General features: G+C 58.2%; 27 protein-coding genes and 1 tRNA gene. 11 read left to right on the top strand and 17 right to left on the bottom strand.

Annotated elements, in window-relative coordinates:
- Positions 1-240: 240 nt before the first annotated feature.
- The gene (locus M5G26_RS12130) at positions 241-999 is read left to right on the top strand and encodes an Ig-like domain-containing protein (RefSeq protein ID WP_250604898.1); all 759 of its coding nucleotides are present in this window, start codon (positions 241-243) and stop codon (positions 997-999) included.
- Positions 1,000-1,359: 360 nt separating this feature from the next.
- Here M5G26_RS12130 and M5G26_RS12125 read toward each other — a convergent pair whose 3' ends face one another.
- From M5G26_RS12125 to M5G26_RS12065, 13 genes are all read right to left on the bottom strand, one after another.
- Positions 1,360-2,340, bottom strand: a complete 981-nt coding sequence (locus M5G26_RS12125) for a LysR family transcriptional regulator (protein ID WP_273915454.1) — start codon at positions 2,338-2,340, stop codon at positions 1,360-1,362.
- A gap of 187 nt (positions 2,341-2,527) precedes the next feature.
- Positions 2,528-3,475, bottom strand: a complete 948-nt coding sequence (locus M5G26_RS12120) for a peptidylprolyl isomerase (RefSeq protein WP_273915453.1) — start codon at positions 3,473-3,475, stop codon at positions 2,528-2,530.
- Complete coding sequence (locus M5G26_RS12115; protein ID WP_038368633.1) at positions 3,472-3,942, bottom strand: YbjN domain-containing protein; 471 nt, start codon at positions 3,940-3,942, stop codon at positions 3,472-3,474. The genes M5G26_RS12120 and M5G26_RS12115 overlap by 4 nt, the downstream gene beginning before the upstream one ends.
- 17 nt (positions 3,943-3,959) lie before the next feature.
- On the bottom strand, positions 3,960-4,589 hold the full coding sequence (locus M5G26_RS12110; protein ID WP_273915452.1) for a DNA repair protein: 630 nt from the start codon (positions 4,587-4,589) through the stop codon (positions 3,960-3,962).
- 17 nt (positions 4,590-4,606) lie between these two features.
- Entirely contained in the window at positions 4,607-6,304 is a 1,698-nt protein-coding gene (locus M5G26_RS12105; protein WP_273915451.1) for a putative porin, read from the bottom strand.
- 40 nt (positions 6,305-6,344) lie between these two features.
- Complete coding sequence (locus M5G26_RS12100; protein WP_034156521.1) at positions 6,345-7,049, bottom strand: energy transducer TonB family protein; 705 nt, start codon at positions 7,047-7,049, stop codon at positions 6,345-6,347.
- Between the two features lie 3 nt (positions 7,050-7,052).
- Positions 7,053-7,478 (bottom strand): ExbD/TolR family protein, encoded by a 426-nt coding sequence (locus M5G26_RS12095; protein WP_007915482.1) that lies wholly within the window; start codon positions 7,476-7,478, stop codon positions 7,053-7,055.
- Between the two features lie 11 nt (positions 7,479-7,489).
- Entirely contained in the window at positions 7,490-9,289 is a 1,800-nt protein-coding gene (locus M5G26_RS12090; RefSeq protein ID WP_273915450.1) for a DUF2341 domain-containing protein, read from the bottom strand.
- A gap of 14 nt (positions 9,290-9,303) precedes the next feature.
- Positions 9,304-10,902 (bottom strand): ShlB/FhaC/HecB family hemolysin secretion/activation protein, encoded by a 1,599-nt coding sequence (locus M5G26_RS12085; protein ID WP_273915449.1) that lies wholly within the window; start codon positions 10,900-10,902, stop codon positions 9,304-9,306.
- A 56-nt stretch (positions 10,903-10,958) separates the two neighbouring features.
- The gene (locus tag M5G26_RS29535) at positions 10,959-11,570 is read right to left on the bottom strand and encodes a transposase (protein WP_443218386.1); all 612 of its coding nucleotides are present in this window, start codon (positions 11,568-11,570) and stop codon (positions 10,959-10,961) included.
- Between the two features lie 230 nt (positions 11,571-11,800).
- Entirely contained in the window at positions 11,801-13,009 is a 1,209-nt protein-coding gene (locus M5G26_RS12075; protein ID WP_273915498.1) for a DSD1 family PLP-dependent enzyme, read from the bottom strand.
- A gap of 74 nt (positions 13,010-13,083) precedes the next feature.
- Positions 13,084-14,412, bottom strand: coding sequence for a D-arabinono-1,4-lactone oxidase (locus tag M5G26_RS12070; RefSeq protein WP_273915497.1), 1,329 nt, complete (start codon positions 14,410-14,412; stop codon positions 13,084-13,086).
- Positions 14,413-14,488: 76 nt separating this feature from the next.
- Positions 14,489-14,845, bottom strand: coding sequence for a c-type cytochrome (locus M5G26_RS12065; RefSeq protein ID WP_273915448.1), 357 nt, complete (start codon positions 14,843-14,845; stop codon positions 14,489-14,491).
- Positions 14,846-15,221: 376 nt separating this feature from the next.
- On the opposite strand from M5G26_RS12065, the gene M5G26_RS12060 reads away from it, so the two are divergent.
- The 4 genes from M5G26_RS12060 (at position 15,222) to M5G26_RS12045 (ending at position 19,395) form a co-directional block, all read left to right on the top strand.
- On the top strand, positions 15,222-16,847 hold the full coding sequence (locus M5G26_RS12060) for an NADP-dependent glyceraldehyde-3-phosphate dehydrogenase (protein ID WP_273915447.1): 1,626 nt from the start codon (positions 15,222-15,224) through the stop codon (positions 16,845-16,847).
- 130 nt (positions 16,848-16,977) lie between these two features.
- Entirely contained in the window at positions 16,978-17,328 is a 351-nt protein-coding gene (locus M5G26_RS12055) for a DUF3302 domain-containing protein (RefSeq protein ID WP_150692674.1), read from the top strand.
- A gap of 5 nt (positions 17,329-17,333) precedes the next feature.
- The gene (locus M5G26_RS12050) at positions 17,334-18,293 is read left to right on the top strand and encodes an HlyD family secretion protein (protein ID WP_150692675.1); all 960 of its coding nucleotides are present in this window, start codon (positions 17,334-17,336) and stop codon (positions 18,291-18,293) included.
- Positions 18,294-18,354: 61 nt separating this feature from the next.
- Positions 18,355-19,395 carry an FUSC family protein gene (locus tag M5G26_RS12045; protein WP_273915446.1) on the top strand — a complete coding sequence of 347 codons (1,041 nt, stop codon included), beginning with the start codon at positions 18,355-18,357 and terminating at the stop codon, positions 19,393-19,395.
- A 3-nt stretch (positions 19,396-19,398) separates the two neighbouring features.
- Here the strand turns inward: M5G26_RS12045 and M5G26_RS12040 are convergent, their stop codons facing one another.
- On the bottom strand, positions 19,399-20,292 hold the full coding sequence (locus M5G26_RS12040) for a DMT family transporter (RefSeq protein WP_273915445.1): 894 nt from the start codon (positions 20,290-20,292) through the stop codon (positions 19,399-19,401).
- A gap of 138 nt (positions 20,293-20,430) precedes the next feature.
- On the opposite strand from M5G26_RS12040, the gene M5G26_RS12035 reads away from it, so the two are divergent.
- Positions 20,431-20,868: an Lrp/AsnC family transcriptional regulator gene (locus M5G26_RS12035; protein WP_085683852.1), complete on the top strand. Its 438-nt coding sequence runs from the start codon at positions 20,431-20,433 to the stop codon at positions 20,866-20,868.
- 57 nt (positions 20,869-20,925) lie between these two features.
- A complete protein-coding gene (locus M5G26_RS12030; RefSeq protein WP_273915444.1) occupies positions 20,926-21,243 on the top strand; it encodes a YceK/YidQ family lipoprotein in 318 nt (105 codons plus the stop codon).
- Between the two features lie 87 nt (positions 21,244-21,330).
- On the opposite strand, the gene M5G26_RS12025 is transcribed toward M5G26_RS12030, so the two are convergent.
- On the bottom strand, positions 21,331-22,002 hold the full coding sequence (locus M5G26_RS12025) for a Bax inhibitor-1/YccA family protein (protein WP_007915443.1): 672 nt from the start codon (positions 22,000-22,002) through the stop codon (positions 21,331-21,333).
- Between the two features lie 122 nt (positions 22,003-22,124).
- On the opposite strand from M5G26_RS12025, the gene M5G26_RS12020 reads away from it, so the two are divergent.
- The 4 genes from M5G26_RS12020 (at position 22,125) to M5G26_RS12005 (ending at position 25,769) form a co-directional block, all read left to right on the top strand.
- A tRNA-Ser gene (locus M5G26_RS12020) sits at positions 22,125-22,212 on the top strand.
- 484 nt (positions 22,213-22,696) lie between these two features.
- Entirely contained in the window at positions 22,697-22,906 is a 210-nt protein-coding gene (locus tag M5G26_RS12015; protein ID WP_273915443.1) for a hypothetical protein, read from the top strand.
- Between the two features lie 293 nt (positions 22,907-23,199).
- A complete protein-coding gene (locus M5G26_RS12010; RefSeq protein ID WP_273915442.1) occupies positions 23,200-23,589 on the top strand; it encodes a hypothetical protein in 390 nt (129 codons plus the stop codon).
- 167 nt (positions 23,590-23,756) lie between these two features.
- Positions 23,757-25,769 carry an acyltransferase family protein gene (locus M5G26_RS12005; RefSeq protein WP_273915441.1) on the top strand — a complete coding sequence of 671 codons (2,013 nt, stop codon included), beginning with the start codon at positions 23,757-23,759 and terminating at the stop codon, positions 25,767-25,769.
- Between the two features lie 20 nt (positions 25,770-25,789).
- On the opposite strand, the gene M5G26_RS12000 is transcribed toward M5G26_RS12005, so the two are convergent.
- Together M5G26_RS12000 and M5G26_RS11995 are read right to left on the bottom strand one after the other, a co-directional pair.
- Complete coding sequence (locus M5G26_RS12000) at positions 25,790-26,293, bottom strand: lysis system i-spanin subunit Rz (RefSeq protein WP_273915440.1); 504 nt, start codon at positions 26,291-26,293, stop codon at positions 25,790-25,792.
- Positions 26,293-26,715 carry a cell wall hydrolase gene (locus M5G26_RS11995; RefSeq protein WP_273915439.1) on the bottom strand — a complete coding sequence of 141 codons (423 nt, stop codon included), beginning with the start codon at positions 26,713-26,715 and terminating at the stop codon, positions 26,293-26,295. The genes M5G26_RS12000 and M5G26_RS11995 overlap by 1 nt, the downstream gene beginning before the upstream one ends.
- Between the last annotated feature and the right edge of the window lie 17 nt (positions 26,716-26,732).

The following is a 26,732-nucleotide window of genomic DNA, read 5'->3' as shown; positions in this document are numbered from 1 at the left end:
AGTGGCTGATCACTCTAAACCGCACGCAACCCGTCTGGCGAGAGCGGAAATGGTGGAAGCGAATACGCTTGCGAGAGCGATTTTTCAGTCGCCGGCTCATTAAATGACAAGAACACGTGACCGCCTCACTCCCTTACCACTCGTCGGATTTCGGCTCGCACCTGTCAGATCTGACAGGTGCGCATTTCGCTTTAACGCGTTTTGATTGTTCCTGTCCAAACACAATGCAGGAGCTTGAACATGACGACTAACAATGAGCCGCAAACATCTGCCGTCGCACTAACGCTAACGTCGACCAAAGTTTTGCCCAACGGTATCGAAGTTCGCCAGCTAGAAGCCACATCAGAAAAAGCCGTTGTCATAGGCGATACCACAGCCAACGGCTCGGGCGCAGAATCGGAAGCAAGATCACTGACCGGGGTTCCCGAACTCGTAGTGGACGTCTCCCCGATCAAATTATATTGGATAACACTGTCGATCGCTGGCACCGGATTACCGTGGACACCGACCGGCGCAATACCTTCTCTATCCCGGACGGTCAGAAAAGCTACAGGTGGTACACCCCCTATCACCTACACATCATCCAGGCCTGAAATTGCAACGGTCAATGGTAATGGCGACATCAGAGGACTCCTCACAGGTACTGCCACGATCACGGTTCAGGATTCAGTGGGTCAAACCAAGGTGATCGATATTACAGTCGACAACCCGAGACGCAGGGTGCTTTGGAATAAAACGCAGATGACCCATGCACAGGCCCTGGCATGGGCAAAAACAAACCCCGGATTTACCCCGTTCTTCCGCGCATCAAACACAATAGACGATTATGACGGATACGAGGATATTCATAATTTTTATGCGGGATTCGAGCCTAACCCTGCTGGATGCGATGGTGTTACGACAAGACAAATCATATGGTATCTCCTGGATGGGTCGATGTGGGGCGGTTGCGTTTCACCGTCAACTTTGGGCACTTGCATTATTACCGTCCCCGACTGAAAACGCTGGCTGGACAAAGACGCCCCCTGAGAGATCTCCGATTTTTCGTGAACAAAATCAACAAGCTGGAATATTTGAAGAGACCTGCATGAGAAGGTACTGGACGGCGGATCCCGTTGCGGGTTTGAGGCTGGATCTGAGAATTCTACCTTGCGCCCTTTCATTCAGGTTTCGCAGCGGTTGATCGGGCGGTTTCGCTAGCAGGTTAGCTCCTACAGTTTTCCAGGGTGCTCACAAAATCCGGACTCATTACAAATCCCTGTGCGAGCTGGCTTGCCAGCGATGGCGGCGGATCAGTTGATATCAATACCGGTGGCCAGACCGCTTTCGCGAGCACGCTCGCTCCCACAGGAAAATGCGTCAGGGCTGAAACCATTCCCGGCGTTCGTTGAAGGTGTGGTGAATGAGGTCGGTCAGGGTCAGCACTTCGGCCACATTCTGCGATTCAGTGTTTACGGCCAGCCATGCCTGCAATTGCATGGGCTCTTCGAACAACCCCGGCAGTGCGATCAGGCCCCGGTCAAAGCGGCTCATATACGCTGGCAACAACCCAATGCACGCGCTGCAACGAATCATCTCCAGCATCAATTCATAGGACTGCATCTGCACCACCCCGGCCAGACGCTGTTCAACCAGTTCATTCCAAGGGCGAAAGCTGCTGATCTGCCGATCATGTTGCCATTGCACCAGCATGAAATCGGCAAGGTCATCAGGCGTGTCCGGGCGCGCGGTGACGCGGGAGTAGCGTTTGGCGATGTGCGGCAGGTAGTCGAGGCGCGCCAGCGGTTGCGGTTCGCTGGTGGCGAAGGTCGGGCCGGGGTGTGGGGTTTCGCCGTGGGCGAGCCAGAGGACGATGTCGGCGCTGACGGCGCGCAGGGACAGTTCGCTGTCCAGCGCGATGATTTCCAGGCGTACGCTGGCGTTGCGGCGCAGCAGTGCGATCAGGTCGCGGCCGAGGATGTCGTGGAGGATTGATTCGGCGACGGCGAGGCGAATCAGCGGTTGTTCGATCACCGGGAGTTTGCGTTCGTTAGCCAGCGCCACCAGTTTGGCCTGTAGCTGTTGGCCTTCGCGGGTGAGGCTCAGGGCGCTGCCTTGAAAGCTGAACAGGGTGTGTTGCAGTTCTTGTTCGAGCTGTGCCAGTTGTTTGCGCAGCAAGGTCGAGCGCACGTTGAGGCTGCGCGCGGCTTGCATGAAGCAGCCGCAGCGGGCGCTGACCAGGAAGTATTGGGCGACGTCGCCGTCGATGGTCGCGGCATGTGCGAGCCACGGTTCGCTGTTGTCCTGTGGCCAGCGGTAATCAGTGGTGCCCGGTCTTCCTGCGGGTTCGGTGAATGACATCGATGACTCCCTGTCGATCTTTGTATTTTGGTGGCTTTCAGCACTTTTAAACTATTTCTGAACCCAGTGGAGATCCTGTGGGAGCTGGCTTGCCAGCGATGAGGCCAACAGATCCAACATCATGGGTGACTGGTAAGCCGCCATCGCTGGCAAGCCAGCTCCCACAGGTCACTCAGTGAAGGTGAAATCAGTGTTTTTCCTCTAGGACTTTGTTGAGCTCGGCGCCGTCGATGCTGAGCGTCGCGGTATTGAGCATGCCGTCGAGGTACGCCTGGGCGATCTGTTCCTGCCGTTGTGCACGCAAGGCCTGGGTCAATTGATCGCGCAGTTCGTCGAGGGTCGCCAGCCGCGCCGGTTGTTGCTCGGTGAGTTTGATCACATGGAACCCGGCAGCACTTTGCACGGGATCGGAAACCGCGCCCACCTTGAGCCGCGCCACAGCGCCTCGCACTTCCGGTACCAGTTGCTGCAACGGTTGCAGACCGCTATCACCGCCACGTTCAGCAGTGACGCGATCCTGCGAATTCTGCGTCGCCAGTACAGCAAATTCTGCCGGCGTCGCCTGCGCTTTCTTGCTCAGTTCAAGCGCCTGCTTGCGCACCGCTTCAAGCGTCTGCGGATCACTCACCCCAAGGAAAATCTGACTGACCCGATACAACGCCGGCGTCTGCCAATTCGCCTTGCCGGCGTCATAAGCCTGCTGCAATTCAGCCGCACTCGGATACTCCGCCGGCACCTGACTGACCGAACGCAAGTAATCGCGGAAAACAATCTGCTCAGTCGCCGCACGAGTCTGCCGCGCAACTTCCGGACGCTGCGCCCAACCCTGCGCATCAGCCTGCTCCAACACGGCTTTCTCGGCCAGACGTGTGCGAATCCAGCGCTCCAGCGCTTCACGATTGCCGCGTAATTGTTCACGGGTCTCTGGCGGGACTGTCGCGAGCAACGTCTGAAGTTCCGCAGGGGTTACCTGCTGATTACCCAACCGCGCCACCGCCGGCCCCGTTGCAACCGCCGCCAGCGGCGACGATTGCTGGGCGGCGACCGGGTCACTGCCCGGCCGCACCACCAGCGCCACGGCCACCACCAACAGCGCCACAGCGGCGGCGCTGATCACCATGGCAGGCTTTTTCACAGCGCGACTTCCGCTTGCTCGGCGACGGCGACTTTGGCGGTCTGCGCGCTACCGTTCTGGGTGAAGTCACGCAGATAAACGATAAACTCCTGCAACAGGCGATCCCACAATTCCAGATTGCCGCGCAGATGGTCATTGCTCACGCCCGCCGCCACCACCACGTCCATTTCCATCACCAGAAACTCGCCCTGCAACGACAACCGCGCAAACCGGCGGCTGGCGTTCCACTGCTCGGCCACACCCTGTGGCAACTCACCCTGCACGCGCAGCGCACAGCTGAAAGTGAAATCGACGTAGCTGCCCTGCTCCACCGCCGGATTACCAAAACGCACGGCGTAGCCGATGCCCTGACTGGCGCTGAGCAACTGAACAATACCGTTCTGCTCGGTTTCGTTGACGCGATAACCCGCAGCTTGCAGGACTTCGGTCAGAGATTTTGGCGATACGTGGCTGATCAATTGAGTCATTACTTCTTCCTTGTCTATCAGTGCGTGAGCGCGGCTTGCGGCGCGTCGAATTGAGTCTTGTAAAGGTCATCGCCAAACCCCTGAGCCAGTTCATCAAACTTGACCCGGGCGCTGCCCGCGAAGGGCTGGCGGATCTTCATCACCTCGGCCACGTCGATGTTTTCGTAGGCAGTGAGGATCTGTTTGGCGACGCCGTACATCTGCTGATTCTTGACTGAACATTGCTGCACTTGTGTGTCACGTTCAGCCAATTGCGCTTGAAGCTTAGACCGTTCTGCCTCTTTGGCACGGGCCATGACCAGCAACTCGTCATAGGCCTTTTTGAACTTGCCGGTCTGCTCGGCGCTGGCCGCCACTTGTGCCTGCGCCTGGCTGTGCAGGCTCTGTTGCTGTCCGGCCAATTGCTCGGCGACGCCTTTGGCCTTGGCCAGTTCAGCGCTCAATTGCTTGATTTGCGCCTGCGCAGCCTTGGCTTCGTTTTGCGCCGCCAGTTGCGCGGCGCTGGCCTGGGCCTGCTGACTTTGCAGGGCCTGCAACTGTTGCGTGGTGCTGCGCAATTGCGTGCGCAGGCGTTCTTCCATGCCTTCGGCACTGGCCCCAGTGGCGATCAACAGCCCGAGCCCGAGCAACACAAATCGCGTTTTCATAACCCTCTCCCGGCGCCTTAGAAGCGCGTGTTGATCTCAAGCTGCAAGACGTCGATGTCGAACGGCGCGCCGTACACCGCTTCGGTGCTCATCCAGCGACCGGTCGCGTAAACGTTCTTCGCCAGACCGTAGTTGCCGCCGATGAAGTAACCCTTGGCGTTGGTGCCGCCGAGGTGGAACGAGGAGTCGTTGAAGCCATCCGGCAAGGCATCCGGCTGGATGTATTTGTAGCCAGCGAACATGTTCCAGTCGCCCTGCTTTTTCAGGTCCAGCGCGCTGCCGAGGGTGAACTGCACCATCCACGCATTGGCGCCGCTTTCGATGTCGCCGTTGCTGTCGAGGTTGTTGACGATCTGCCCGGCCGAACGCTTGCGCATGTCGCCTTCGTCGTAAGCGAGGTTGTGGATGTAGTTGCCCTGGCTGCGCAGTTTGAAATCTTCCGGCAGATCGGCGTCCCACACCACGTTCAGATCAAGCAGATTGAATTCCGAAGCAAGGCCAACAAACTGCGGTTGCGGTGTGGTGGTCGGGTTAAGCGGGTTCGGCGTGATGTCGCGCAGCAAGGACACGCTGTTGCCCTTCTGCATGAACGCCGCACGGCTGCCATCGCTGTCGCAACCCGGCGCGCCGGCCCACGGTTCGCAAGGGCTGGAGCGCTGGCCCTGAATGTCGTCGAAACGGTAGTAAGCCAGTGCGCCTTTCAAGCGGTTGTTGCTGTTGATCGCCCACTTGGCACCAACCTGCGCGCCGTACAGCCACTTGTTGTCGCTCTCTTCCTTGTCAAAGCCGTTGCTGCTGGCGGTGTCGTTGGTGTAATCCACCGGGAACGCGCCGACGGTGCCGAACACGCCCCAATCACGATTGAGTTTGTGGTCGAAAATCGCTGCCACGCCGTCGAAGTTCAAGTCGTTGGAATAGAGCATGTCGGTGGACATGAACGGGTTGGCGAAGCGCCCGCCGGTCAGGGTCAGCTCATCCGTAGGCTTCCAGTTCAGATAGCCCTGATCGAGCCAGATGTCCTTTTTGGCGAAGCCGCCGCCGAGGCTTTGCGTGGTCGACACCGGGTTGTTGTCGGAGCCGGTGCCGATGCGAATGCCGGCAGTCCATTGCGGCGAAATCTCCGCTTTCATGCCCAGCCGTGCACGGATACGGAACTGGTTGGTGCGATCTTCGCGGGTGTTGAGCAGCGGCGGCAGATTGGTGCTGCTGTTGGGGTTTACGTCGTACGGACCGTTGTTGTTGAGCTTGGCGAAGTCGACGATCTCGTTGCTGTTGCTGTCCGAGTAGTAGCGCGATTCGTTACGCAAGCGAATGTCGCCGTCGAAACTGATGCGCGCCGCCCATTCCGGGAAGCTGTTGGGCGCGGCCCAGTTTTCCTGTTTGGCGGTGGCCATGACTTCGGCTTTGACCTGATCACGGATCTGGTCGCGCACCGCGGCCGGCACGTATTGCACACGGACGTCGCCCGGCGCCGCCACTGGCCCCGCCGCCACAGCGGTGGATGCCGCAGCCTGTTTAGCCTGCGCCGCTTCGTTCTGCGCCTGAGCGATCAGCGCGTCAGCCTTGTCCTGCTTCAGAATGCCCTGCTCGACCAGCAAGCGGATCAGATTGATCGTGGCGTTCTCCGAGGGCGCAGGCGCTGCCGCGGCCTGGCCGACCAGGGTCGCAATGACCATGCCGACCGCCAGGGACAATCGATTCACGTTGGAAATCATCTGCACACAACTCCTTTTGCCAAAGCTTTAAAAGTGGGGGTTAACCTGGACGCCGCCCTTGCAGGGACAGGCGCACAGGCAAAGTGATGGAGGCCGGTGGCCGTTCGCTCAGGGCCGGAGCACCGCGCAGCGCCGCCAACACCTGCGTATCAATTTCGGGGTTGCCGCTGGACTTGATCAGCTCGACCCGGGTGATCTCGCCAACGCTGCTCAGCCAGACATCGGCCTGCAACGAAAACGCGAGGTTGCGCAGCTCAGGGTTCTCGCGCAGCAAACGCTGGAAGGTGAACGCCAGAAACTGGCTGTACGTCCCCGTGCCCAGACGCCCGCCGCCGGCACCGGCCATGCCGCCGCCCTTGCCCGCGCCGATGTTGAAGGCGTCGTTGCCGGACTGCGCATCGCCGTCCATTTGCATCGGGTTGGCCAGATCGTCCGCTGGGGATGGCGGCGCTTCTTCCTCGGGCTTGACCTCTTCCGGCTCCGGCGTTGGCTCAGGCTCGACGACTTTCTCTTCCACCGGGGTTTCCGGCTCCGGCGGTTTTTCCGGCGGCGGAGGTGGCGGTGGTGGCAACGGAATGATCGTCGGCACCTTCGGCGCTTCGCGGCGGATGCCGCTCATGTCGTTGGCCCACTGCCAGAGGAACCACGCGGCGAGCGCACCGATCAGCAAGCCGGCGCCCCACTTCGCGTAACGCAGCGCTGGTTTTTTCACCGGCAGCGGCTCGATCGGGAGTTGTGCGGTCATGACTCAGCCCTGACTCGGTTTGCCGGTCACAAGACCGACCTGGGACAGTTCGAGCCGGCGCAACAGATCCAGCACTTCAATGACTTTCTGGTACTGCACCGTCGCATCGCCGCGCACGATCACCGGGAAATCCGGGCTCTGCGCTTTCTCGATGCGCAGGCGCTCTTCCAGCTCGGCCAGGGTCACCGGGTAAGCGTCGAGGAACACCTGCCCGCCGTCATTAACCGAGATCGCCTTGGTCTTGGCCTCGGACAGCGACACGGAGGCGCTGGCCTTGGGCAGGTTGATCTGGATCCCGGAGACCTGCGCAGTGGCGGTGAGGATGAACATCACCAGCACCACCATCAGCACGTCGACCAGCGGGGTGATGTTGATGCTGTCCACCGCGGCATCTTCGTCATCGTCGTGGGAGGCATTTACGGACGCCATGTCAGTGCTCCTCAGGCCGGTACGGAGTGGTTGGCGTGATGGCCGCGCTGATGCGATGCCTCACTGAACTGGCTCTCGCCGTGCATCTCCGCCAGACGGGTGATGAACTCGTCGACGAACACGCGCATGTCGGCGCTGACTTCCTTGTTGCGGGTGATCAGGCGGTTGTAGCCAAACAGCGCCGGGATCGCGACGAACAGGCCCATGGCGGTGGCGAGCAACGCTGCAGCCATACCCGGAGCGATGGCGTTGATGTTGACGTCGCCGGCCATCGCCGTGCCGAGGAACACCACCATGATCCCCAGCACCGTGCCGAGCAGGCCGATGTACGGGCCACCGGCGATGGCGTTGGACAGGGTCGAGAGTTTCGAACTCAGTTGCTGGTTTTCGCGGGTACGCACGCCGTCCATCGAGCAGCGGATCGCTTCGATGGTTGCGGCGGAAACCGACGAGGTATCAGCGCCCTGCTCGCGGCGGGTGCGGATCTCTTTCACCGCCACCAGATACAGGCGCCACAGCGACGAATGCTGCAAACGCTGGGCGAGTTGCGCGTCGTCGGCGAACATTTCCAGACGTGTGCCGACCTTGGCGAACTGCACGCGGAAGTCTTCGTTGGCGGCGCTGACGCGGCTGAGGCTGCGGTTCTTGCGCAGCATGATGATCCACGACTGGAACATCATCAGCACCAGCACGGCGATGATCACCCAGGCGTCGATCGGCACCGCGTTGAGCAGGAAGCCCAGGCTGCCGAAACCGAACCCGGATTGCTCTTCATCGACGCCGTAAGCGACCAGTTTCGACTCGGCGCCTTGTGAAGTGGCGTCGGCCAACAGCAGCGCAGCCGGGCGTAAAACCTTTGACAGGCGCAATTCATCGATAGCGCCCACAAACGGCTGGAACGGACCTTCGTGCAGGTCAGCACCGATCGCCATGACCGAGTTGAAGGCCGGCATCGCCTGGGCCAGCGTCGCGCCTTCGCGGCCATTGATGTACAGGGTCACTTTGGCGCCTTCGGCGGTCAGCGCGACGTGTTGCCATTGGCCCGGATTCAGCGCTTGCGTGGCGACGGCACGTTGGCCATCGATTTCTACAAACGGCACGCCTTGATTGGCACCGACCAGCAGACTGTTGGCGCCTTCCCGGCGAGCGAGAATCAGTTGCTCGCCACTGGCCTGATCCAGACGCAACCAGGCACTGAAGGTGAACGCACTGCCAGCGTTGTGCTGCAGCGAAGGACTGGCCGGCAGCAACAACGGCTGACCGCTGAACTGCAAGGCGCGCCCGACGACGCCGTCAATCGCCGCGCCGGTCGCGCTTTGCGCAGTGTTGCCATACGCGGTGGTGTCTTTGGCCGGGGTGCCGGTGGCGCCGTCGAAGTGATACAGCGCGGTGTAATTCGGATCGAAGGTCAGTTGGCCGTTGCCGGTCGCCGGCGCCTTCTGATTGCCGTAATACATCCAGATGTCCTGACGCTGACCGCCCTCGACGTTCGGCACATCGACCCAGATCAGCGCCATACCCATCAGCGCATCGAAGCTTTCGATCTGATGGTTGAGCACAGTCTTGTCATCGGCAGCGACGAAGCGCAGATCGGCGCCGTCCTCTTTCACCCCGTCGAAGGTGAAATTGCCAGTGTGCAGGCGCACCAGCAGCGCGGTGCGGCCAAGGGCCTGATTGATCGCCGCGCCTTGTGGCGTGGTGTCGACAGCGATCTGTTTGCGGTAATGCCAGTCGTCCTGCCACCAGGCCTGAGCCGTGGCCGGGAGCACGAAGCCCAGGCAGATCAACAACGAAAGGAAGAGGCGCTGCATGAACGTGCTCCTTGTCAGAAAGTGGCTTGAAGGTTGAAGTGCAGGCGCGATTCCTGTTTCGAGGTGTTCGGCCCTTCGAGTAGCGGGTAGCCCCAGTCGAGGCTGCCGGACAGCCATTTGCTCAGGCTGGCGCGGGTGCCGAGGCCGACGCTGGCCAAGGCGTAATTGGCGTCCTGATCCGGCAGTTCGTCGCGCAGGTAAAGTTGTGCGCCTTCGGCAAAGGCGTAGAAGCGCCAGTCCTGCATCCATGTGCCGGCGTACTTGGCCAGCGATGGCGTGCGCAGTTCCTGACTGAGCAGCAAGCCGTCATCGCCAGTGCGTTCGGCGGCCAGATAGCCGCGCACCGAAGTGGCGCCGCCGGCGGAGAATTGTTCGTTGGAAACCAATGGCCCGGACGCCAACTGGAACGCTGCTTTGCTTGCGCTCTGCCAGTCGCTGTCGAAGGTCCAGGTGTAATTCGTATCGCCCTTGAGCACGGCGAAACTCGGTTTGGCGCGGTAGCGTTTGTAGTCGAAATCTTCGTCGGAACTGCCGTAGCCGAAAATGCTGCGAGTGGCGGCGACCAGGCTCAGGCCGAGGCCGAGCTGGCTCTTCTCGGTGTAGCGATAGCCGTTGTAAGCGAAGGTAAAGGGTGCGTATTGCAGCGGGACTTTGTCGCTCTCACCGGACAGGGTCAGGCGTTCGTCGAAGTCCTTGAAGTCGATGCCGGCGGACAGCGAATTCGACCAGTTGCCGCTGGAGGGCAACGTGTAAATCGCCGAGACGCCATAGGAGTGGCCCTTGCCGAGCACGTTGCTGCCGCCGATGGTGGCGACGTTGCTGTCGGACTGGTAACCGGAGAACTGCACGCTCCAGCGATCGGTCAGCGGCGCGGTGTAGGAACCCGACCAGACCTTGGCGTTGTCGGTTTCCTGCGGCGCAGTGAAGAACGTCAGGTTGATGCTATGGCCGAGTTGCCAGAGGTTGTTGTAGCCGAGGCTGGTGACGGTGCGCAGCTTTTCGGTGTCGGCGCTGTAATCGTTGTTGAGGCCAACACTGGCGGTCCACGGGTTCTGGTCTTCGACCTGCAAATCGACGTCCATGGTGCCGGGGCGCTGACCTTCGCGCACCAGCGGCATCACTTGCCGGCCCGGGGTTTTGTTCAACTGCGCCAGTTCGCCCTGGACCTTGGCGAAGTCCGGCACCTCGCCTTCTTTCAGCGCCGGGACGTCGTCGCGGATGTCCAGCGGCGAATAGTGTTTGGCGCCGACCACACGTACCCGGCCGACCTTGGTTTCGCTGACTTGCAGGTAGACGATACCGTCGGCCACGGCTTGTTCCGGCAGCTCCACGAACACCGATTGGTAGCCGCGTTCCTGATAGGCTTTCTGCAAGGCGTCGCGCGCACCTTCGATGTCGCTGAGGGCTTTTTGCGGGCCGAGAAACGGGTATACCGCCTCTTCGATCGCCCGTGCATCGAGCACGGTGTTACCGCGCACGAAGTATTCGTTGACGTCGACCAGACGCTGCGCCGCCGAGTTGTTGGCGGCCTCCTCGGCCAATGCCGGCTGCGCGCCCGCCGTCACCAGCAGCCAGCCCCACAGCGCCAGCCGTGACTTGAAAATCGGTTCCACACTACCCCCTGAATTCGCGATGACCTGTTGGCGTTTTGAACGCCGCGTGTATGGCGTCAATTGCTGGCTGTCGAGGCGCAGGCGTGTTTGCCCAGCCACGTGTGCAAAAGCGCGAAGTTCAAGGAGAACTCGGGCATTTGCAGCAAGGCACCGCAGAACACTTCGCCGATGATTTTTTGAATGAGCAGCACCGCACGGGGCTCGTTGAGCAACGTGGCGATGTCGCGACTGAGGGCGTTGAAGCTCCAGACTTTCTGGTTCAGGCCCAGGCCAACGAACCAGCGGAACAGCAGGTTGTAATTGAGTTGTTCGTAGAGCTGCTGCTCGCTTGGCACCGAATACAGCAGTTGCAGGAGCAGGATGTGCGTCACCGTTTGCGCGGGGATCAGCATGCCCGGCTCGGCATTGAGGTCGTGCAGGAGGTCGCGGTGGGCGTCGAGCAAGTCGTCGATCTGCGGGCGCAGCAACACCAGCGAATGGCCCGGAGGAATGTAGCTCGACACCTCTTTCAAGGCGCCCTGCCAGTCATCCTGCGAGACGATCCAGACCCACGGCGCGCCGTAGCGATACACCGAAACCGGCTTCTTGCGCGCGGCTTCGACGATCTTCGACAAGCGTTGATCGAGTTCCTGCATGCCCACTTTCGAGTAGCGTTCCATAGTCCCCATTGCCTCACTCCCGGCGTCCCGCCTCGGCTTGTGAAAAGCGCCCCACAGGGCCCCTCAAGCGCGTTACATAGGCATGACCGGACTGGCGATGTGCTACCGAACTTTTGTCATAAAAGCTTCATTTCTGGATGGGGATCAAGATCAAAAGATCGCAGCCTTCGGCAGCTCCTACATTGAAATGCGATCCATGTAGGAGCTGCCGAAGGCTGCGATCTTTTGATCTTTGCTGTTCAGGAGTAGACGGGCCAGGTGTCGACGATTTTTCCGTTGCGCACGGCGAGCAAATCGCCAAATTGCAGGAGGACGGCTTCGGTCTGGGTTGGGCGCAGGAACACCTGGTCTTCCACAGTGAGGCCGACGGCACTGGAGCCGTTGACCATCTCCTGGTTCGAGCTCCGGCCGTAGACGCCATTGCTTTGCAAACCAGCGGGCGATTCGAACTCGGCCATCCAGTTACCGCCGTAGATGAAATAGGTCTGGCGCTGATTCTGATCCCACCACGAAAACAACTTCGACTTGCCATCCAGCGCCGGGATATTCACCGCGCCGGTGCTTTTTAAAACTGGCGTCGCGATATAAGTCGCAGGCACATGCTCGGCCAGCGACGGCAAATCATAGTGCGTCGGTTTGAGCATCGCCGTGCCCACCGAAACTTCAGTGCTGAGCTTTTCGTTTTCGTGAATGCGATAACTCGGGCTGCCGGCGGTGTTCAGGCACAAGCCGTCATGCCACAACGCGGGAAACTGCTGCCGGGTGAAATCGACGCAGCGCTGATAAATCACCATGACCTTGGCGAACAGCTCCTCCGGCGAGCCGAGAATCCCCGGCACGCCCATTCCTACGAACGGGTCGTAACCCATGAACCCGGCAAATTCCAGATGCTGCGGATTGGCGTTGATCAGCGTGAGCATCTGCCCCAGCTCATTCACATCACTGACGCCGCCGCGATGCAGGCCGACGTCCAGTTCGATGTTGATGCGCATCCTTGTGCCTAACCCCTGAGCCAGCGCGAGGTATTGCTGCAAACGCTCCGGTCCGTCGAGCAGCCATTGCAGTTGCTTCGTGGGATCAAACGGGCCTTTGTGGGTTTGGTAGAACAGCGCTGCCGAACGTACCGGTAATGGCTTGCCAAGCAAAATATCCGACTGTGGAAACGTCAGCGCATCGTGATTGAGAAACGGCTGATGAAACGACATCAGCTTCTGCGTTCCGGCACGTTGCGCGATGTAGCTCAACAGTCCCGGCGATGGCAGCGACTTCTCCACCAGACGCAACTGCTTGCCGCCGCGTTTGACCGACTGCATCACCACGTCGATGTTGTGATCGAGGCGATCCAGATCGATCAGCAGCACCGGGCGCATCGGCCCCTTTTCCTTCAATTCCTTGTTCAGCGCCCGAAAATATTCGCTGTACGGCGCGCCACGATCCCCCGGCCGCAACCACGCGCCGACGCCCACCAGCAAAGCACCAACGCCCAAGGTGCCGAGGAGGAAATTACGTCTATTGACCGCCATCAGCTCACCCCTAATATCGACGACAGATGCGCGTTGAGAAAGCGCCCGTTCGGATCGAGCGCCTTGCGCACATCGACAAATTCGCGCCAACGCGGATACAGCGGTTGCAGGGTTCGCGCATTCAGCGTGTGCAACTTGCCCCAGTGCGGCCGCCCGTTGTACTTCCAGAAAATCGGTTCGACCGCCGCAAAGAAGTTGTGATGATCCATCTGGTAATGCTGGTGCACCGAGATCGAACAGCTGTCGCGGCCCTCGAACATACTCAGCGGAATATCGTCAGCCTTGACGTAGCGGTACTCGATGGGAAACCAGGTGCGCAGGTCCTTGTCCTGAATCAGCTTGAGGATTTCGCGCAGGCAGGCCGGGCCGTATTCGGCCGGGACCGAATATTCCATTTCATTGAAACGTACGGTGCGCACGTTGGCGTAGATGTCGAACGAGTCGCCGACGCGGTCATCGAAACTGGCCAGATGGCGCAGGCTGTTGAGCATTGTGCGGCGCAGGTCGGGAAAGTCGCTGCCGTACTTGTCGATCTTCTCGATCAGGGTGACGAACTCGTTGCCGCCCTCTTCTTCCGGGCTGATCGGCGGCGTGGCAGGGTCATCGGTTTCGTTGAGGGCGATGGACAAGGCATAGTCGGAATGGGTGACGACGAGCATTTCCCAGTGCTGGTTTTCACGGGTGTTTTTTTCGAGGTCCTCGAGCAACTCTTCGGTCTTGGCAATCCATTGGCGTTCGCGCAAGCGGTATGCCGGGCGGTTTTGCAGGCGAATTTTCGTGGCGACGCCGAGCGCACCGAGGGAGACGCGTGCGGCGTTGAATACTTCCGGATGGCGTTGGCTGTCGCAGTCCAACACTTCGCCATTAGCCGTCACCAGTTGCAGGCCGCAGACATGCGCCGAGTAGGACTGGAAGTTTTTGCCGGTGCCGTGAGTCGACGTGGCAATGGCCCCGGCGAGGGTCTGGTAATCGATATCGGCCATGTTCTGCAGGGCCTGACCGATGTCTTTCAGCGGTTGGCCCATGCGTGACATCGGTGTGCCGGCGGCGAATTCGGCTTGCAGGGTTTTCGCATCGTGATCGAGCAAACCATTGAAGTAACTCAGCGACAACAGCGTGCCATCGGTGGGCACCAGTGCGCTGAAGGAATGCGCCGAGCCGACCGGGCGGATCTTGCCTTGTGCCTGCCTGATCGCTGCCACCAGTTCATCGAGGTTCTTCGGCGCCAGCCTCGCCGCTGGCAGGCAACTCTGCCCGCCCGACCAGTTGCGCCAGGGGATCAGCCGTGGCGCGCGCAACAATTGGCCCAATGCCGGGTTGCTGGCCAGCGCACTGAAAGCGCCGACAATGCTTGCCCGCTGCAACAACTGACGCCGAGTCAGATCCATGGTCATGCCGGGCACCTTATTGTGGGAGGGGCTGGTCGGCCATGAAGCCGATCAATTGCAGGAATTGTTCTTCCGAGCACTCGACGCACTGGCCCATCGGCGGCATGCCGTTGTAGCCATTGATGGCGTGGTCGAGCAGCGTGTCAGCGCCCTGCTGGATGCGCGGCTCCCAGCCTTTGCGGTCGCCGGTCAGTGGTGCGTTGGCGGCGGGATTGGCGTGGCAGAGCTGGCAGCTGTTGGCATAGATCTGCGCCAGTGCCGGGTCTTTGGGCATGGCGTTGCTGATGGTGTTGGCCGGGGGTTTGGGGTCTTCGCCGCAGCCAGACAGCGCCATGACCAAGGCCAACAGTAGAGAGAATCGGATTACCCGCATGACAGCCTCGCTTGTTGTTATGCCCACACCTTAAGGCAGCGGCTGCAGCGGGTTGAGGGCATTGCAGGCCAGAGAGGGGGGCATCCGGGGCCAGCCAGGACTCGCCTCGGGATGATCGTTCCCACGCTCTGCGTGGGAATGCCTCAAGGGACGCTCCGCGTTCCAATGGGACGCAGAGCGTCCCGGGCTGCATTCCCACGCGGAGCGTGGGAACGATCAATCATAAACAAGAGTTCTCGCATGTTCTTTGAAGCTCTGCTCTGCGCCTTTGCGTGACATTCGGGTGACATTTGCGGGTTTAAATTCCGACGCATTCAGGCGTATAACCTGTGAAGGCTTTTTGATCTGCATACGGACATCAACACGGGGTAGCGACATGACCACAGCAAACATCCTTGGCAACCTGTTCCCTTCTGTCGGCGACATCCCGGAAAAATACCGCCTCGACGCTCAGGTCGAGCAACGCGAATATCTGGTCGACGGCCAGTTGCGCCGCTGGGACGGCCCGCTCGCCACCGTGCGCAGCCCGGTCTATCTGAAAGGTGACAACGGCGACGAACAAGTCATTCTCGGCAGCACGCCACTGCTCGATGCCGACACCGCCCTCACCGCCCTAGACGCCGCCGTGCGTGCCTACGACCGTGGCCAAGGCCTGTGGCCGACCATGCGCGTGGCCGAACGCATCCAGCACGTCGAAGCCTTTCTCGGCCGCATGCGCCAGCAGCGCGATGCCGTGGTGAAATTGCTGATGTGGGAAATCGGCAAGAACCTCAAGGACTCGGAAAAAGAGTTCGACCGCACCTGCGACTACATCGTCGACACCATCAATGCGCTCAAGGAACTCGACCGCCGCTCCAGCCGTTTCGAGCTGGAACAGGACACCCTAGGGCAGATTCGCCGCGTGCCGCTCGGCGTCGCCCTGTGCATGGGCCCTTACAACTATCCGCTGAACGAAACCTTCACCACGTTGATCCCGGCGCTGATCATGGGCAACACCGTGGTGTTCAAACCGGCCAAGCTCGGCGTGCTGCTGATCCGTCCGTTGCTCGAAGCGTTCCGCGACAGCTTCCCCACCGGCGTGATCAACGTCATCTACGGCAGCGGCCGCGAAACCGTCAGCGCGCTGATGGCCAGCGGCAAGATCGACATCTTTGCGTTTATCGGCACCAACAAGGCTGCCAGTGACCTGAAGAAACTCCACCCAAAACCTCACCGCTTGCGCGCCGCACTGGGTCTGGATGCAAAAAATCCCGGCATCGTCTTGCCGGAAGTCGATCTCGACAATGCCGTCAGCGAAGCAGTCACCGGTTCACTATCGTTCAACGGTCAGCGCTGCACCGCGCTGAAAATCCTCTTTGTGCATGAAGATGTGGTCGACAGTTTCATCGAAAAATTCAACGCGAAGCTGGCCACACTGAAACCCGGCATGCCTTGGGACAGCGGTGTTTCGCTGACGCCGCTGCCGGAGTCGGGCAAGGTCGATTATCTGCACGGTCTGGTGGCGGATGCGCAGAGCAAGGGTGCGCAAGTGGTCAACCCCAATGGCGGCGAATCCCGCGAGTCGTTCTTCTACCCGGCGGTGCTGTACCCGGTGAATCCGCAGATGCGCGTCTATCAGGAAGAGCAATTCGGCCCGGTGGTGCCGATCGTGCCGTACCGTCATCTCGATACCGTGATCGACTACGTGCTGGAGTCGGATTTCGGCCAGCAGTTGAGCATCTTCGGCACCAACCCGGTGGCGGTCGGTCGTCTGGTTGACACCTTTGCCAACCAGGTCGGGCGGATCAACCTCAACGCGCAATGCCAGCGCGGGCCGGACACTTACCCGTTCAATGGCCGCAAGAATTCGGCGGAAGGTACGCTCTCGGTACACGATGCGTTGCGGGTGTTCTCGATCCGTACGCTGGTGGCGACCAAGTTCCAGGACAGCAACAAGGATCTGATCAGCGAGATCATTCGCGGGCGTGATTCGAGCTTCCTGACCACCGATTACATCTTCTGATCAACTGTCACGCGGATCGTGAATAAGCAAAAAGGCGACGGCAACCGCTTCTGATCCAAAGTCGCCAAGCGCCCGGCAAATCAGTGTCTACACTGATGCCAGCACTGTGCTGGATGCCGGGAGCTTGACCATGCTGGATTACTTTGCGCTAGGGGTTTTGGTGTTTGCCGGGCTCGTACTGTTTTACGGGATCATCGTGCTGCATGACATTCCGTACGAAATTGCTGTCCACCGTAACCATCCGCATCAGGATGCAATCCATGCCACTGGCTGGGTCAGTCTGTTCACGCTGCATGCGCTCTGGCCATTCCTGTGGATCTGGGCGATGGCCTATCGAGAAGATCGCGGCTGGGGGTTCGGTGACGGTAAATCCGTGCAAAACCATGTCGTTCACCTGGAGCAACAGGTGGTCGAACTGCAAGGACGCCTCGAGCGACTCGAAGCGCTGAACGCCACTGCTCCCCACAACAGGGAGGGCTGAGCGCCATGGATCTGCTCCTTATCCTGACTTACGCCGCGATCTGCGTCGCAGTGTTCAAGATCTTCCGTATCCCGCTTAACAAATGGACGGTGCCCACCGCCGTACTGGGCGGAATCCTCATGATCGGCGCCTTGATTTTCACCATGAACTACAACCATCCCTACTCCGAGGTGGCGCGCACTTACTTCGTGTCTGTGCCGGTGATTCCAGTCGTCAGTGGCCAGGTGATCGACGTGCCGGTGAAGGGTAACGAGCCGCTGGAAAAAGGCGACGTGCTGTTTCGCATCGACCCCACGCCGTTTGAAAACCGGGTGAAATCGCTGAAAGCGCAACTGGTCGCCGCCAAGGGTGATCGCTACCGCATCACCGAACTGATCCGGCGCAACTTCGGCACCCAGCGTGAATTGGATGCGGCCATCGCCCGCACCGATGATCTGCAGGCGCAACTGGACAACGCCCAGTTCGAGCTGGACAACACCACCGTCCGCGCACCGAGCAAAGGGTTCGTTACCCATGTCTCGTTACGGCCGGGGATGATGGCGAGCAAGTTGCCGCTGCGTCCATCGATGGTGTTCATTCCAGAAGAGGGCCAATACTTTGCCGCGTGGATGCGCCAGAACAGCCTGCTGCGCCTGACCGTCGGGGATGAGGCGGAAGTCGCGTTCGACGGCATTCCAGGCAAGGTGTTCGCCGGCCGGGTGAAAAACGTCATCGGGGTGATTGCCGAAGGTCAGGTGCAACCTTCCGGCACGCTGATCGGCTATACCGGTTCACCGCCGGCCGGGCGTGTGCCAGTGATCATCGAAATCACCGATCCAGCCTTCGCCCAGTACAGCAAGCTGATGCCGGGCGGTGCTTACGGGCAGGCCGCGTTGTACAGTCAGCACTTCCACCACATTGGCACGATGCGCAAAATCCTCCTGCGTATGGCAGCATGGATGAATTACATTTTCCCTTTCCATTGACCTGAAGCCCACTCACGAGAGGCCCGCACTGAGTACTTACAGCACCCATCGACTTCCGCCCTTGCTGCGCCGTGTCCTGCGTCCGTTGCTTGATCCTTACCGACGCTACCGACACGCGCGGCTGATTCATGCGGTGCGCGTTGCCCTCGGCTTGCTGGCGACTATCCTGCTGACCACCGGCATCAATCTGCCCCACGGAGAATGGGCCTCGGTGACCATGCTGGTGGTCATCGGTGGTTTACAGCACCACGGCAACATCGGCAAAAAAGCCGCCGAACGCGCCACCGGCACCTTGATCGGTGCCGGCGTCGGTTTGTTGCTGGTGGCGCAGCAGGCGTGGCTCGGCATGCCGTGGTTGACGTATTTTGCAATGGCGGTGGTCTGCGGTTTCTTCTCTTATCACGCCATTGGCAAGGGCGGGTACACCGCCCTACTCTCGGCGATCACCGTGTTCATCGTTGCCGGGCATGGCGACAATCCGATCACCGATGGCTTGTGGCGCGGCGTCGATATTCTGATCGGCATCGCCCTCGCTCTCGCCTTCTCGTTCGCTCTGCCGCTGTATGCGGTGTATTCGTGGCGCTACAACCTCGCCGATGCCCTGCGCGATTGCGCCACGGTGCATGGCCGAATCATCAGCGGCCAGCCAGTCAGCGCCGATGAACATTTGAAATTGATGGGCCGTCTCGGCGCGGTGATGGTGCAACTACGCTCGCTGATGCCGTCGGTGTCCAAGGAAGTGAAGATTTCCATGACCGAACTCGATGCCATTCAGCGCAATCTGCGCATGTGCATCAGCACGCTGGAGATCCTCGGCAACACGCGACCGGATGCCAACGACCCCGAGGCCATGACGCATTTGCAAACGGCACTGAAAGCCGAGCACCGGCAGATTCGCGTGCAACTGATCGGCATGGCAAGGGCATTGAAAACCGGCGCCTCGCAACGTCTGGACAGGCCTTTGGAATTGCCGGAGGCCAGCCTTGATGCGCCCGTTTACAGTGCGCTGGATGGCTATCGTTTGTTGACCCGGCAACTGGCGGCGAACGTTACCGAGATGCGCCAGCGCCTGGCGAAAACCGCGCCGCGCTGGAACATCTGAGGGTTACTGCGCGACCAGTCGCCGGGGTTTCAGGCCCCAGCCCTGTTGCATCCCGGCGGCAGCCAGCAGGATCGCCGCCACGCCAACCCATTGCAGGGTTTCCAGGCGATGGCCGAAGGCAAACCAGTCAACGAAAATCGCCGCAATCGGGTAGATAAACGACAGCGCGCCGGTCAATGCGGTCGGTAATTTCTGGATGGCGCCATACAGCAGCACATACATCAGACCGGTGTGAACGATGCCTAACGTCACCAGACTGGCCCAGGCACTCGGCGCTTGCGGCAATGCGCTGAAATGCGCAAATGGCGCCAGCAACAGAACCCCGGTGCAGACCTGAATCAGGGCAATCAGATGCGGTGGCGTGTCGGTCAGGCGTTTGATGATCAGCGCCGCAATGGCATAGAGAAACGCAGCACCCAACGCCAACGCAATGCCAGTCAGATAGTCGTTGCCGCTTTCACCCTGAGTGCCATGGGCACTGACGATGGCCAGCATGCCAATAAAGGAAATCGCCAGCCAGAACAGCTTTTGCAGGGTGATTTTTTCGCCGAGAAACAGCGCCGCCAACCCGACCAGCATGAACGGCTGCACGTTGTACACCGCTGTGCCAATGGCAATCGAAGCGCGGGAGTACGAAGCAAACAACAGCACCCAGTTACCGACAATCGCCATCCCACTCAGCACCGCGAGCAAAAATGTGGTGCGGCTCAGAATGCCCGGGCGCAGAAAGCCGAATGCCGCGCAAATCAGCAGCAAGGTGCCCGCCCCGAACACGCAGCGCCAGAACACCACGTCGAGCACCGGTTGCCCGGAGACCAGCACGAACCAGCCGATCGTCCCGGATATCAGCATGGCAGCGGTCATTTCAAATGAGCCGCGACGGATTGTATTGTCCATCTTCTATCTCCTGTCTTTGTGACAAAAGTATGCCAAGCGAACCGGCAGGCGCTCCAGAGCAAAAAGCAGGCTAAACTCGAAATCTGCCTTTTTTATCGTGGGTAGTTTTCACCAATTGCCTAATGCTGGAGTTTCTTCATGACTGACGATATCGATCAGGTCCTCATCGGCGCATTGATGGAGGATTCGCGGCGATCCCTCAAGGCCCTGGCGCAGATCAGCGGATTGTCTTCGCCGAGCGTGGCCGAGCGTTTGCGCCGACTGGAAGAGCGCGGCGTGCTCAAGGGCTACACCGTGGAGATCGACCCGAAATGCTTTGGTTACCAGTTGCAGGCGATCGTGCGGGTGCGCCCGCTGCCGGGGCAGTTGCAGGAGGTGGAGCGGCAGATCCTGTCGATTCCCGAATTCACCGAGTGCGACAAGGTGACGGGCGAGGACTGCTTTATCGCGCGCTTGCATGTGCGCTCGATGGAACAGCTGGACACCCTGCTCGACCGGCTCAATACCCTTGCGGAAACCAACACGGCAATCGTCAAGAAAACCCCGGTCAAGCGCCGCTTGCCACCGATGGCGTAAGTGCTTTTCCTGCACGTTTGGCTTAGATTGAGGTTTTTCCGGCGAAGGATTGGCGGTATGAAAGTTAAGGCAATGATGCTGATGGCGTTAATGCTCAGTGGATGCGGGACCGTGCAGACGGTCATGCGTAATGACCAGGTCGCCGTGGACGATTTAAGATCGAACAAATCCTATTGCGGGGCGGTACCACGGATCTACAGCGGCGTGATGTATGACTTCTGCAGTCTGCATGCACCGATAGACGAAGGTAACAAGTACAACGCAGCCCTGCCCGGCTGGGCGATTGATGCCGTGGCTTCCGGGGTGCTCGACACCTTGTTGTTGCCCTACACCATTTACAAACAACAGACTGACGGCAGCATCGTGATCAACTGAATGGTCCCGGGCACGGGCCAGAACCGCTTTCCTGCAGACAACAAAAAACCCGCCTAAGCGGGTTTTTTGTTTACGTCATTTAAACGATCAGTCGTCGCGGCTCATGATGCCGAAGATCTGCAACAAGCTGATGAACAGGTTGTAGATCGATACATACAGGCTGATGGTCGCCATGATGTAGTTACGCTCGCCGCCGTGAATGATGGCGCTGGTCTGGAACAGGATGCACACGGACGAGAACAGCACGAAACCTGCGCTGATCGCCAGTTGCAGCCCGCTGACCTGGAAGAAGAAGCTCGCCAGCGTTGCACCCAGCAACACGAAGAAGCCAGCGGTGATGAAACCACCGAGGAAGCTCATGTCCTTGCGGGTGATCAGCACGTAGGCCGACAGACCACCGAACACCAGCGCGGTCATCGCGAACGCCGAGCTGACCACTTCAGCGCCGCCCTGCATACCCAGGTAACGGTTGAGGATCGGGCCGAGCAGGAAACCCATGAAACCGGTCAGCGCAAAAGCGGACACCAGGCCCCACGCGGAATCACGGAGTTTGTTGGTGAGGAAGAACAGCCCGTAGAAGCCGATCAGCACCACGAAAATATTCGGGTAGCCAACACGCATCTGCTGTGCGACGAAAGCCATGACGCCGCTGAATGCGAGGGTCAGAGCCAGTAGGCCGTAAGTGTTGCGCAGGACGCGGCTAACCTCTAGCTGCTCAGCCTGCACGCTGTTATTAACTGCGTAATCCTGTTCGCGCATGGCGACACTCCTGTTGGTTTGAAACGTTCAGTCGCAAAGATCATAACAGACGCTCTGTAACAAGCCATGCAGAGAGTTTGACAGTGTGTTTCATTCAGGTATTATGGCGCCCGCAACGCAACGGAGGTGTGGCCGAGTGGTTTAAGGCAACGGTCTTGAAAACCGTCGACTGTAACAGGTCCATGAGTTCGAATCCCATCGCCTCCGCCATCTTATGTACCGACAAAGCCCTGATTATTCAGGGCTTTGTCGTTTCTCGTGTTCTGAAAAAAAACGGCTTCAACAACTGTGTTCCATAACTTTTTGGGACGTGTTCCATAACTCGCACATATTTCCCCTCTACCGGCTTTCCGCCGAACAAAAATCACGCCCGCCCCAAAAGCTACTATCGTTGACACGGCAACTCCCTTTCTCACAGAACCAAGGAGATGGCGATGTCAAAATCAAGCGGTGGTAAGAGTGGATCGGCACCTGCAGGAAAATCCGGTGGTTCGAAAGCTCCACCAGTAGCAAATCTGCCCAGCACCACAGGAAAGCCTTCGGGGGGCGGTCGCGGCAACGCGCCATCGAAAGGCAAGTAACTTTCTGTTTCGAGGCTGGCTGGTATTAGCGTCGTCGGCCGCCTCACTTCAATCAAAACTCAATCCGTTTCTTTCTCTACCTGCTACGCTGGGTTCTTCCAAGGAGGACACCCATGCCTAATTCCGACCTGCTCCCTTCCCTGCTCTTCAAAATCAATGAAAACCAGCTCGCCCTCGAGGCTGCCATCATGGAGCTCACCCTCTGGGTGGAGCAGCGCGGATCCGCGGACGTCGCGGAAAACGTTCGCGAGTCGCTAGCTGCAATCGATCGTAATGAGGAGTTCATCAAGATCACGCTCGCGGTACTTATGGCCCCCGAGTGAGCGAAGTCTGCCAGGACTGTCGTACCCGCCCTTAGCACCCCATGCTGGGGACTGTAGCAACCCAAGCTATTGTTTTAAAAAGATAAAACCCTGTTTTCAGGGTAGCAAAACATCCGTTTTTTTGTGCTTATGCAAACGAAAACACGCGGCCTCCAAGGGAGGTTTTGCGCACACATCTCCGGCGTCCTGCCGACATTCACCAATTCAAAATCCTACAGCTCGTCGCCTTACCCTCGCCCACATGCAATGCCTCGATTACTGTATATCCAAACAGTACAAAACAAGACACCCCCGTGGATCCCTCCGATATCGAAAACACCGACGACTGGCTCGGCTGCCCGACGCCGCTCGAAACCTGCCGGCACCAGCTGGCGCTCTACGAAAACGAGTTCGAGGAACTGAACCTGCAACTTCGCCAGGCCAGGGAGCAGATATTCAAGCTGGTTGAAATGCATGCCGCTGCGGCAACGGAGCGCGATCAGCTCCGCACTCAACTGGCGGCGGCGAAGTCAGAGGTAGCCGACGCGAAACGCAAAACCACCGACATTGAAACCAAAAGCAACTGGGAGTTGATGGCGAAAGGCAGGCAGATTAGCGAGCTGACTACCCAGATTAGGATTCTGAAGGGTGATAGCCCGTTCAAAGACCACTTCCCCCATCAGCGCGAAACAGACCGAACGTAGTCCTGGCACGCCAGCAGTGCAATCAATCCCTCGTTGGTGATTCCGATAATATCGTCCATTGAAATGCTGACGATCAAATCACTCCGACAGACGCCCGCTCGCAGGTCAGTCCGCGGGATTACAGCTCAACCTCACGCTGAAATCCATTTTTTGTAGACCATGAAAAAATGGCCTGTATCATTGCGCGTTTCAAAAACCTTGCTGGGCAAGCTCCCAAAGAAAAGGAATTCATGCGAAGCAACAATCTTGGTTACCGCCCAGACATCGACGGCCTACGAGCTATTGCTGTACTTCTTGTTCTGCTTTTCCACTTCGGATTAGGAGTACCAGGTGGATTCATTGGCGTTGACGTTTTTTTTGTCATCTCAGGTTTTCTTATAACTGAGGTGATCCGTAACGCAATTAAAAAAGAGCAGTTTTCCTTTATAGATTTTTATAGTCGCAGATTACGGCGCCTGCACCCTGCGTTGACTGCAACTGTGGCTCTCAGTTTGATAGCAGGTTTCTTTTTAATGGATCCTGCCTCGCTAGCTGGCCTAGCAAAATCATCAATACCCACCTTGTTTTCATTCTCCAATATATATTTTTGGCAAAATCAAGGCTATTTCGACGCTGCCGCACACACTCAGCCACTCTTACACACATGGTCGCTTGCTACAGAATGGCAGTTTTATGCCATCTGGCCTTTGATTATTTGGCTTACATTAAAACTCAACCAAAAAACTGCAGCAATAACATTAGGCGCATTAACCATCGCATCAGCTATCACATCTCAAGCGATGCTGTCATATAACGCATCCGCTTCTTATTTTATGATGCCATTCCGTATATTTGAACTATCTCTAGGCGGAATACTAGTGTTTTTCTTTCACAACCGTCTTGAGCCACTACTAGAATCATGCACTTTCATCCTGGGGCTTGTTCTCATTTTTATTTCTGCCTTTGCATTTAATTCTTCATCCCCATATCCAGGCTTCAGAGCGTTGCTGCCGTGCATTGGTGCGGCGGCATGTATCTATGGCGGACAGGCAAAAATTGCGAACTATTTCACCGCTCTCAAACCAATGACCTATCTGGGAATCATTTCATACTCTGTATACCTTATACACTGGCCGCTATTGGTTTTTTATAAATACTACATTTTCAGGGAGTTAAACTTTCCAGAACAACTGGTCCTTCTATCTCTCTCTATTATCTTTGGCGCCGTGCTTTATCACTCCATCGAACGTATATTCATGGGAAAATATCGTTTCCGAAAACATTTCATGCATAGCGCGCTAGCCATATCAGTGGTCACCGTCGCAGCGTTTGCCACGCTAGCAATACAAACGGACGGATTAGTTAATCGCATCAATGCAAAATATCTGGCCCTTACGAAAGACCCAAAAAATTTCCATATAAACAATTACGGCGGCGCTGGCTTCTCTCTCTCGCCTACACTTGGAGATGCGAACGGGAAAAAAATCGCCATTATGGCGGGCGACAGTTTTGCGCACCAATACGCAAGCGGAATTGACAAAAATCTAAAAAATACTGGCAAATCAATACCTGCACTTTACATGCACGGCTGTATCCTCTCCAAGGAATACACTCGCCTATTAGATGGCGTACCTCGACAGGATTGCCGAGACACCTATTCAAAAATTCTTGAACTTTTGAGCAACAACAATCTCCCTTTTATTTTTGCTGAAGGATGGCCAGCTTACCCAGTTTTAGTTGCTGATCACACAGGCAAAAATGCGGTAACTGCTGAAAAAGACTATTTCGCAGTAATTGAGGATATGCTTTTAAGGGCAAGGGACGATATAGGGGATAGAGACTTCATCATAGTTGGCAGTCAACCAATCCCACCCGGAACTCCACCGACAGTATCTTGCTTACTCCGCCCAAGATACCTGCCTCAGGGTTGTGAACAGTTTCTTGAGTTCCGAGTTGAACACTCATCAGCGTACAAAGTTAATGAAGTACTCAAGAAATTTGCCGCAACCCACAAGCGTACTTTTTATGTCGACGCTTTGGACACCTTCTGCCTGACAGGTACCTGCAATACTGTGATTGATGGGAAAATTTTGTATTCAGACAGCGCCCACCTCTCCATAGATGGCTCCACAATTGCCGCTAAAAAAATTCTGGAAGAAATTCATATAAAAACAGGGTTGCGAACAACCTCGTCTCTCTGATTATGAAGGCTCTTTCGCATTTACGGGGATTGCAGGTTACGGATGTATAGTTGGCACGCAGCCAGCGCGATCAATCCCCGGTCACCGGTGTCGGTGATGGCGATAATTCGTTGAGCATGCGCTGCGTCAAGTTCGGCTCGTATGGGGCCATGAACCACGCCGCCGGCGCCGGCGGCAGGCACTGAACAGCCACCGGCTGAACCTGCGGCGAGGAGGACTGACAGCCGCAGATCAGAAGTGGCAAGGCGATCACGCAGCAGAGCCTGGTCTTTTTGTGCATTGGTCATTTTCTCGAAGTGGATTTTGTCACTGGCCGCCAGTCGCTGCTCGAGCGCCAGTCGCTTGTCCTGCTCGGCCTGCTGCGCGATGGCGGCAGCCTGGGTAAGTTGATTGAGGGCTTCGGCGTGCTGCCGTGCCTGCTCGGCCAACTGATTCCCGTAGCGCCAGTCCTGAAACTGCCAGGCGCTGCCGAAGCCAGCGAGCACCAGCGCCAGCACACCGGCCGCTTTCCACGGAATGACCATCACGGCACATCCTTGAAGAAGACGTGCCCGCCCAGCTTGAGGGTCTGCTTGGCCTTCGCCGACCAACCCGGTGCCTTGATGCTGGTCGCGTAATAATGCGTGGCGCCACCGGTAGGATCCGGCACTTTGCCGTCGATCACCTGGTCGGCAGCGATACGACATTGCGCCAGTTCGCGGAACAGGATTTCCTTCGCGCCGATCAGGAACTGATAGTTTGAGTCGGTCTTGTTCCAGCAGCTGAACTGGTATGGCTTCTGGCAGACGCCGGCGTAGCCTTCACCCCACCACGATTTTTCCTTTCCATCGAACACGCGGTTGCGGATCGTCCAGGCCACGGCGATTTGGCCGGCTGTGCCTTCACCCCGCGCCTCGCCCCAGATCGTGCGAGCGAGGATGTCTCGGTCTTTCTCGGTTGCAGGCATCACTTTTCTCCAGGCAA

Origin of the sequence: Pseudomonas sp. TNT2022 ID642 (assembly GCF_028656995.1) — a bacterium.
Taxonomy (GTDB): domain Bacteria; phylum Pseudomonadota; class Gammaproteobacteria; order Pseudomonadales; family Pseudomonadaceae; genus Aquipseudomonas.
This window is presented reverse-complemented; position numbering and strand designations above follow the sequence as displayed.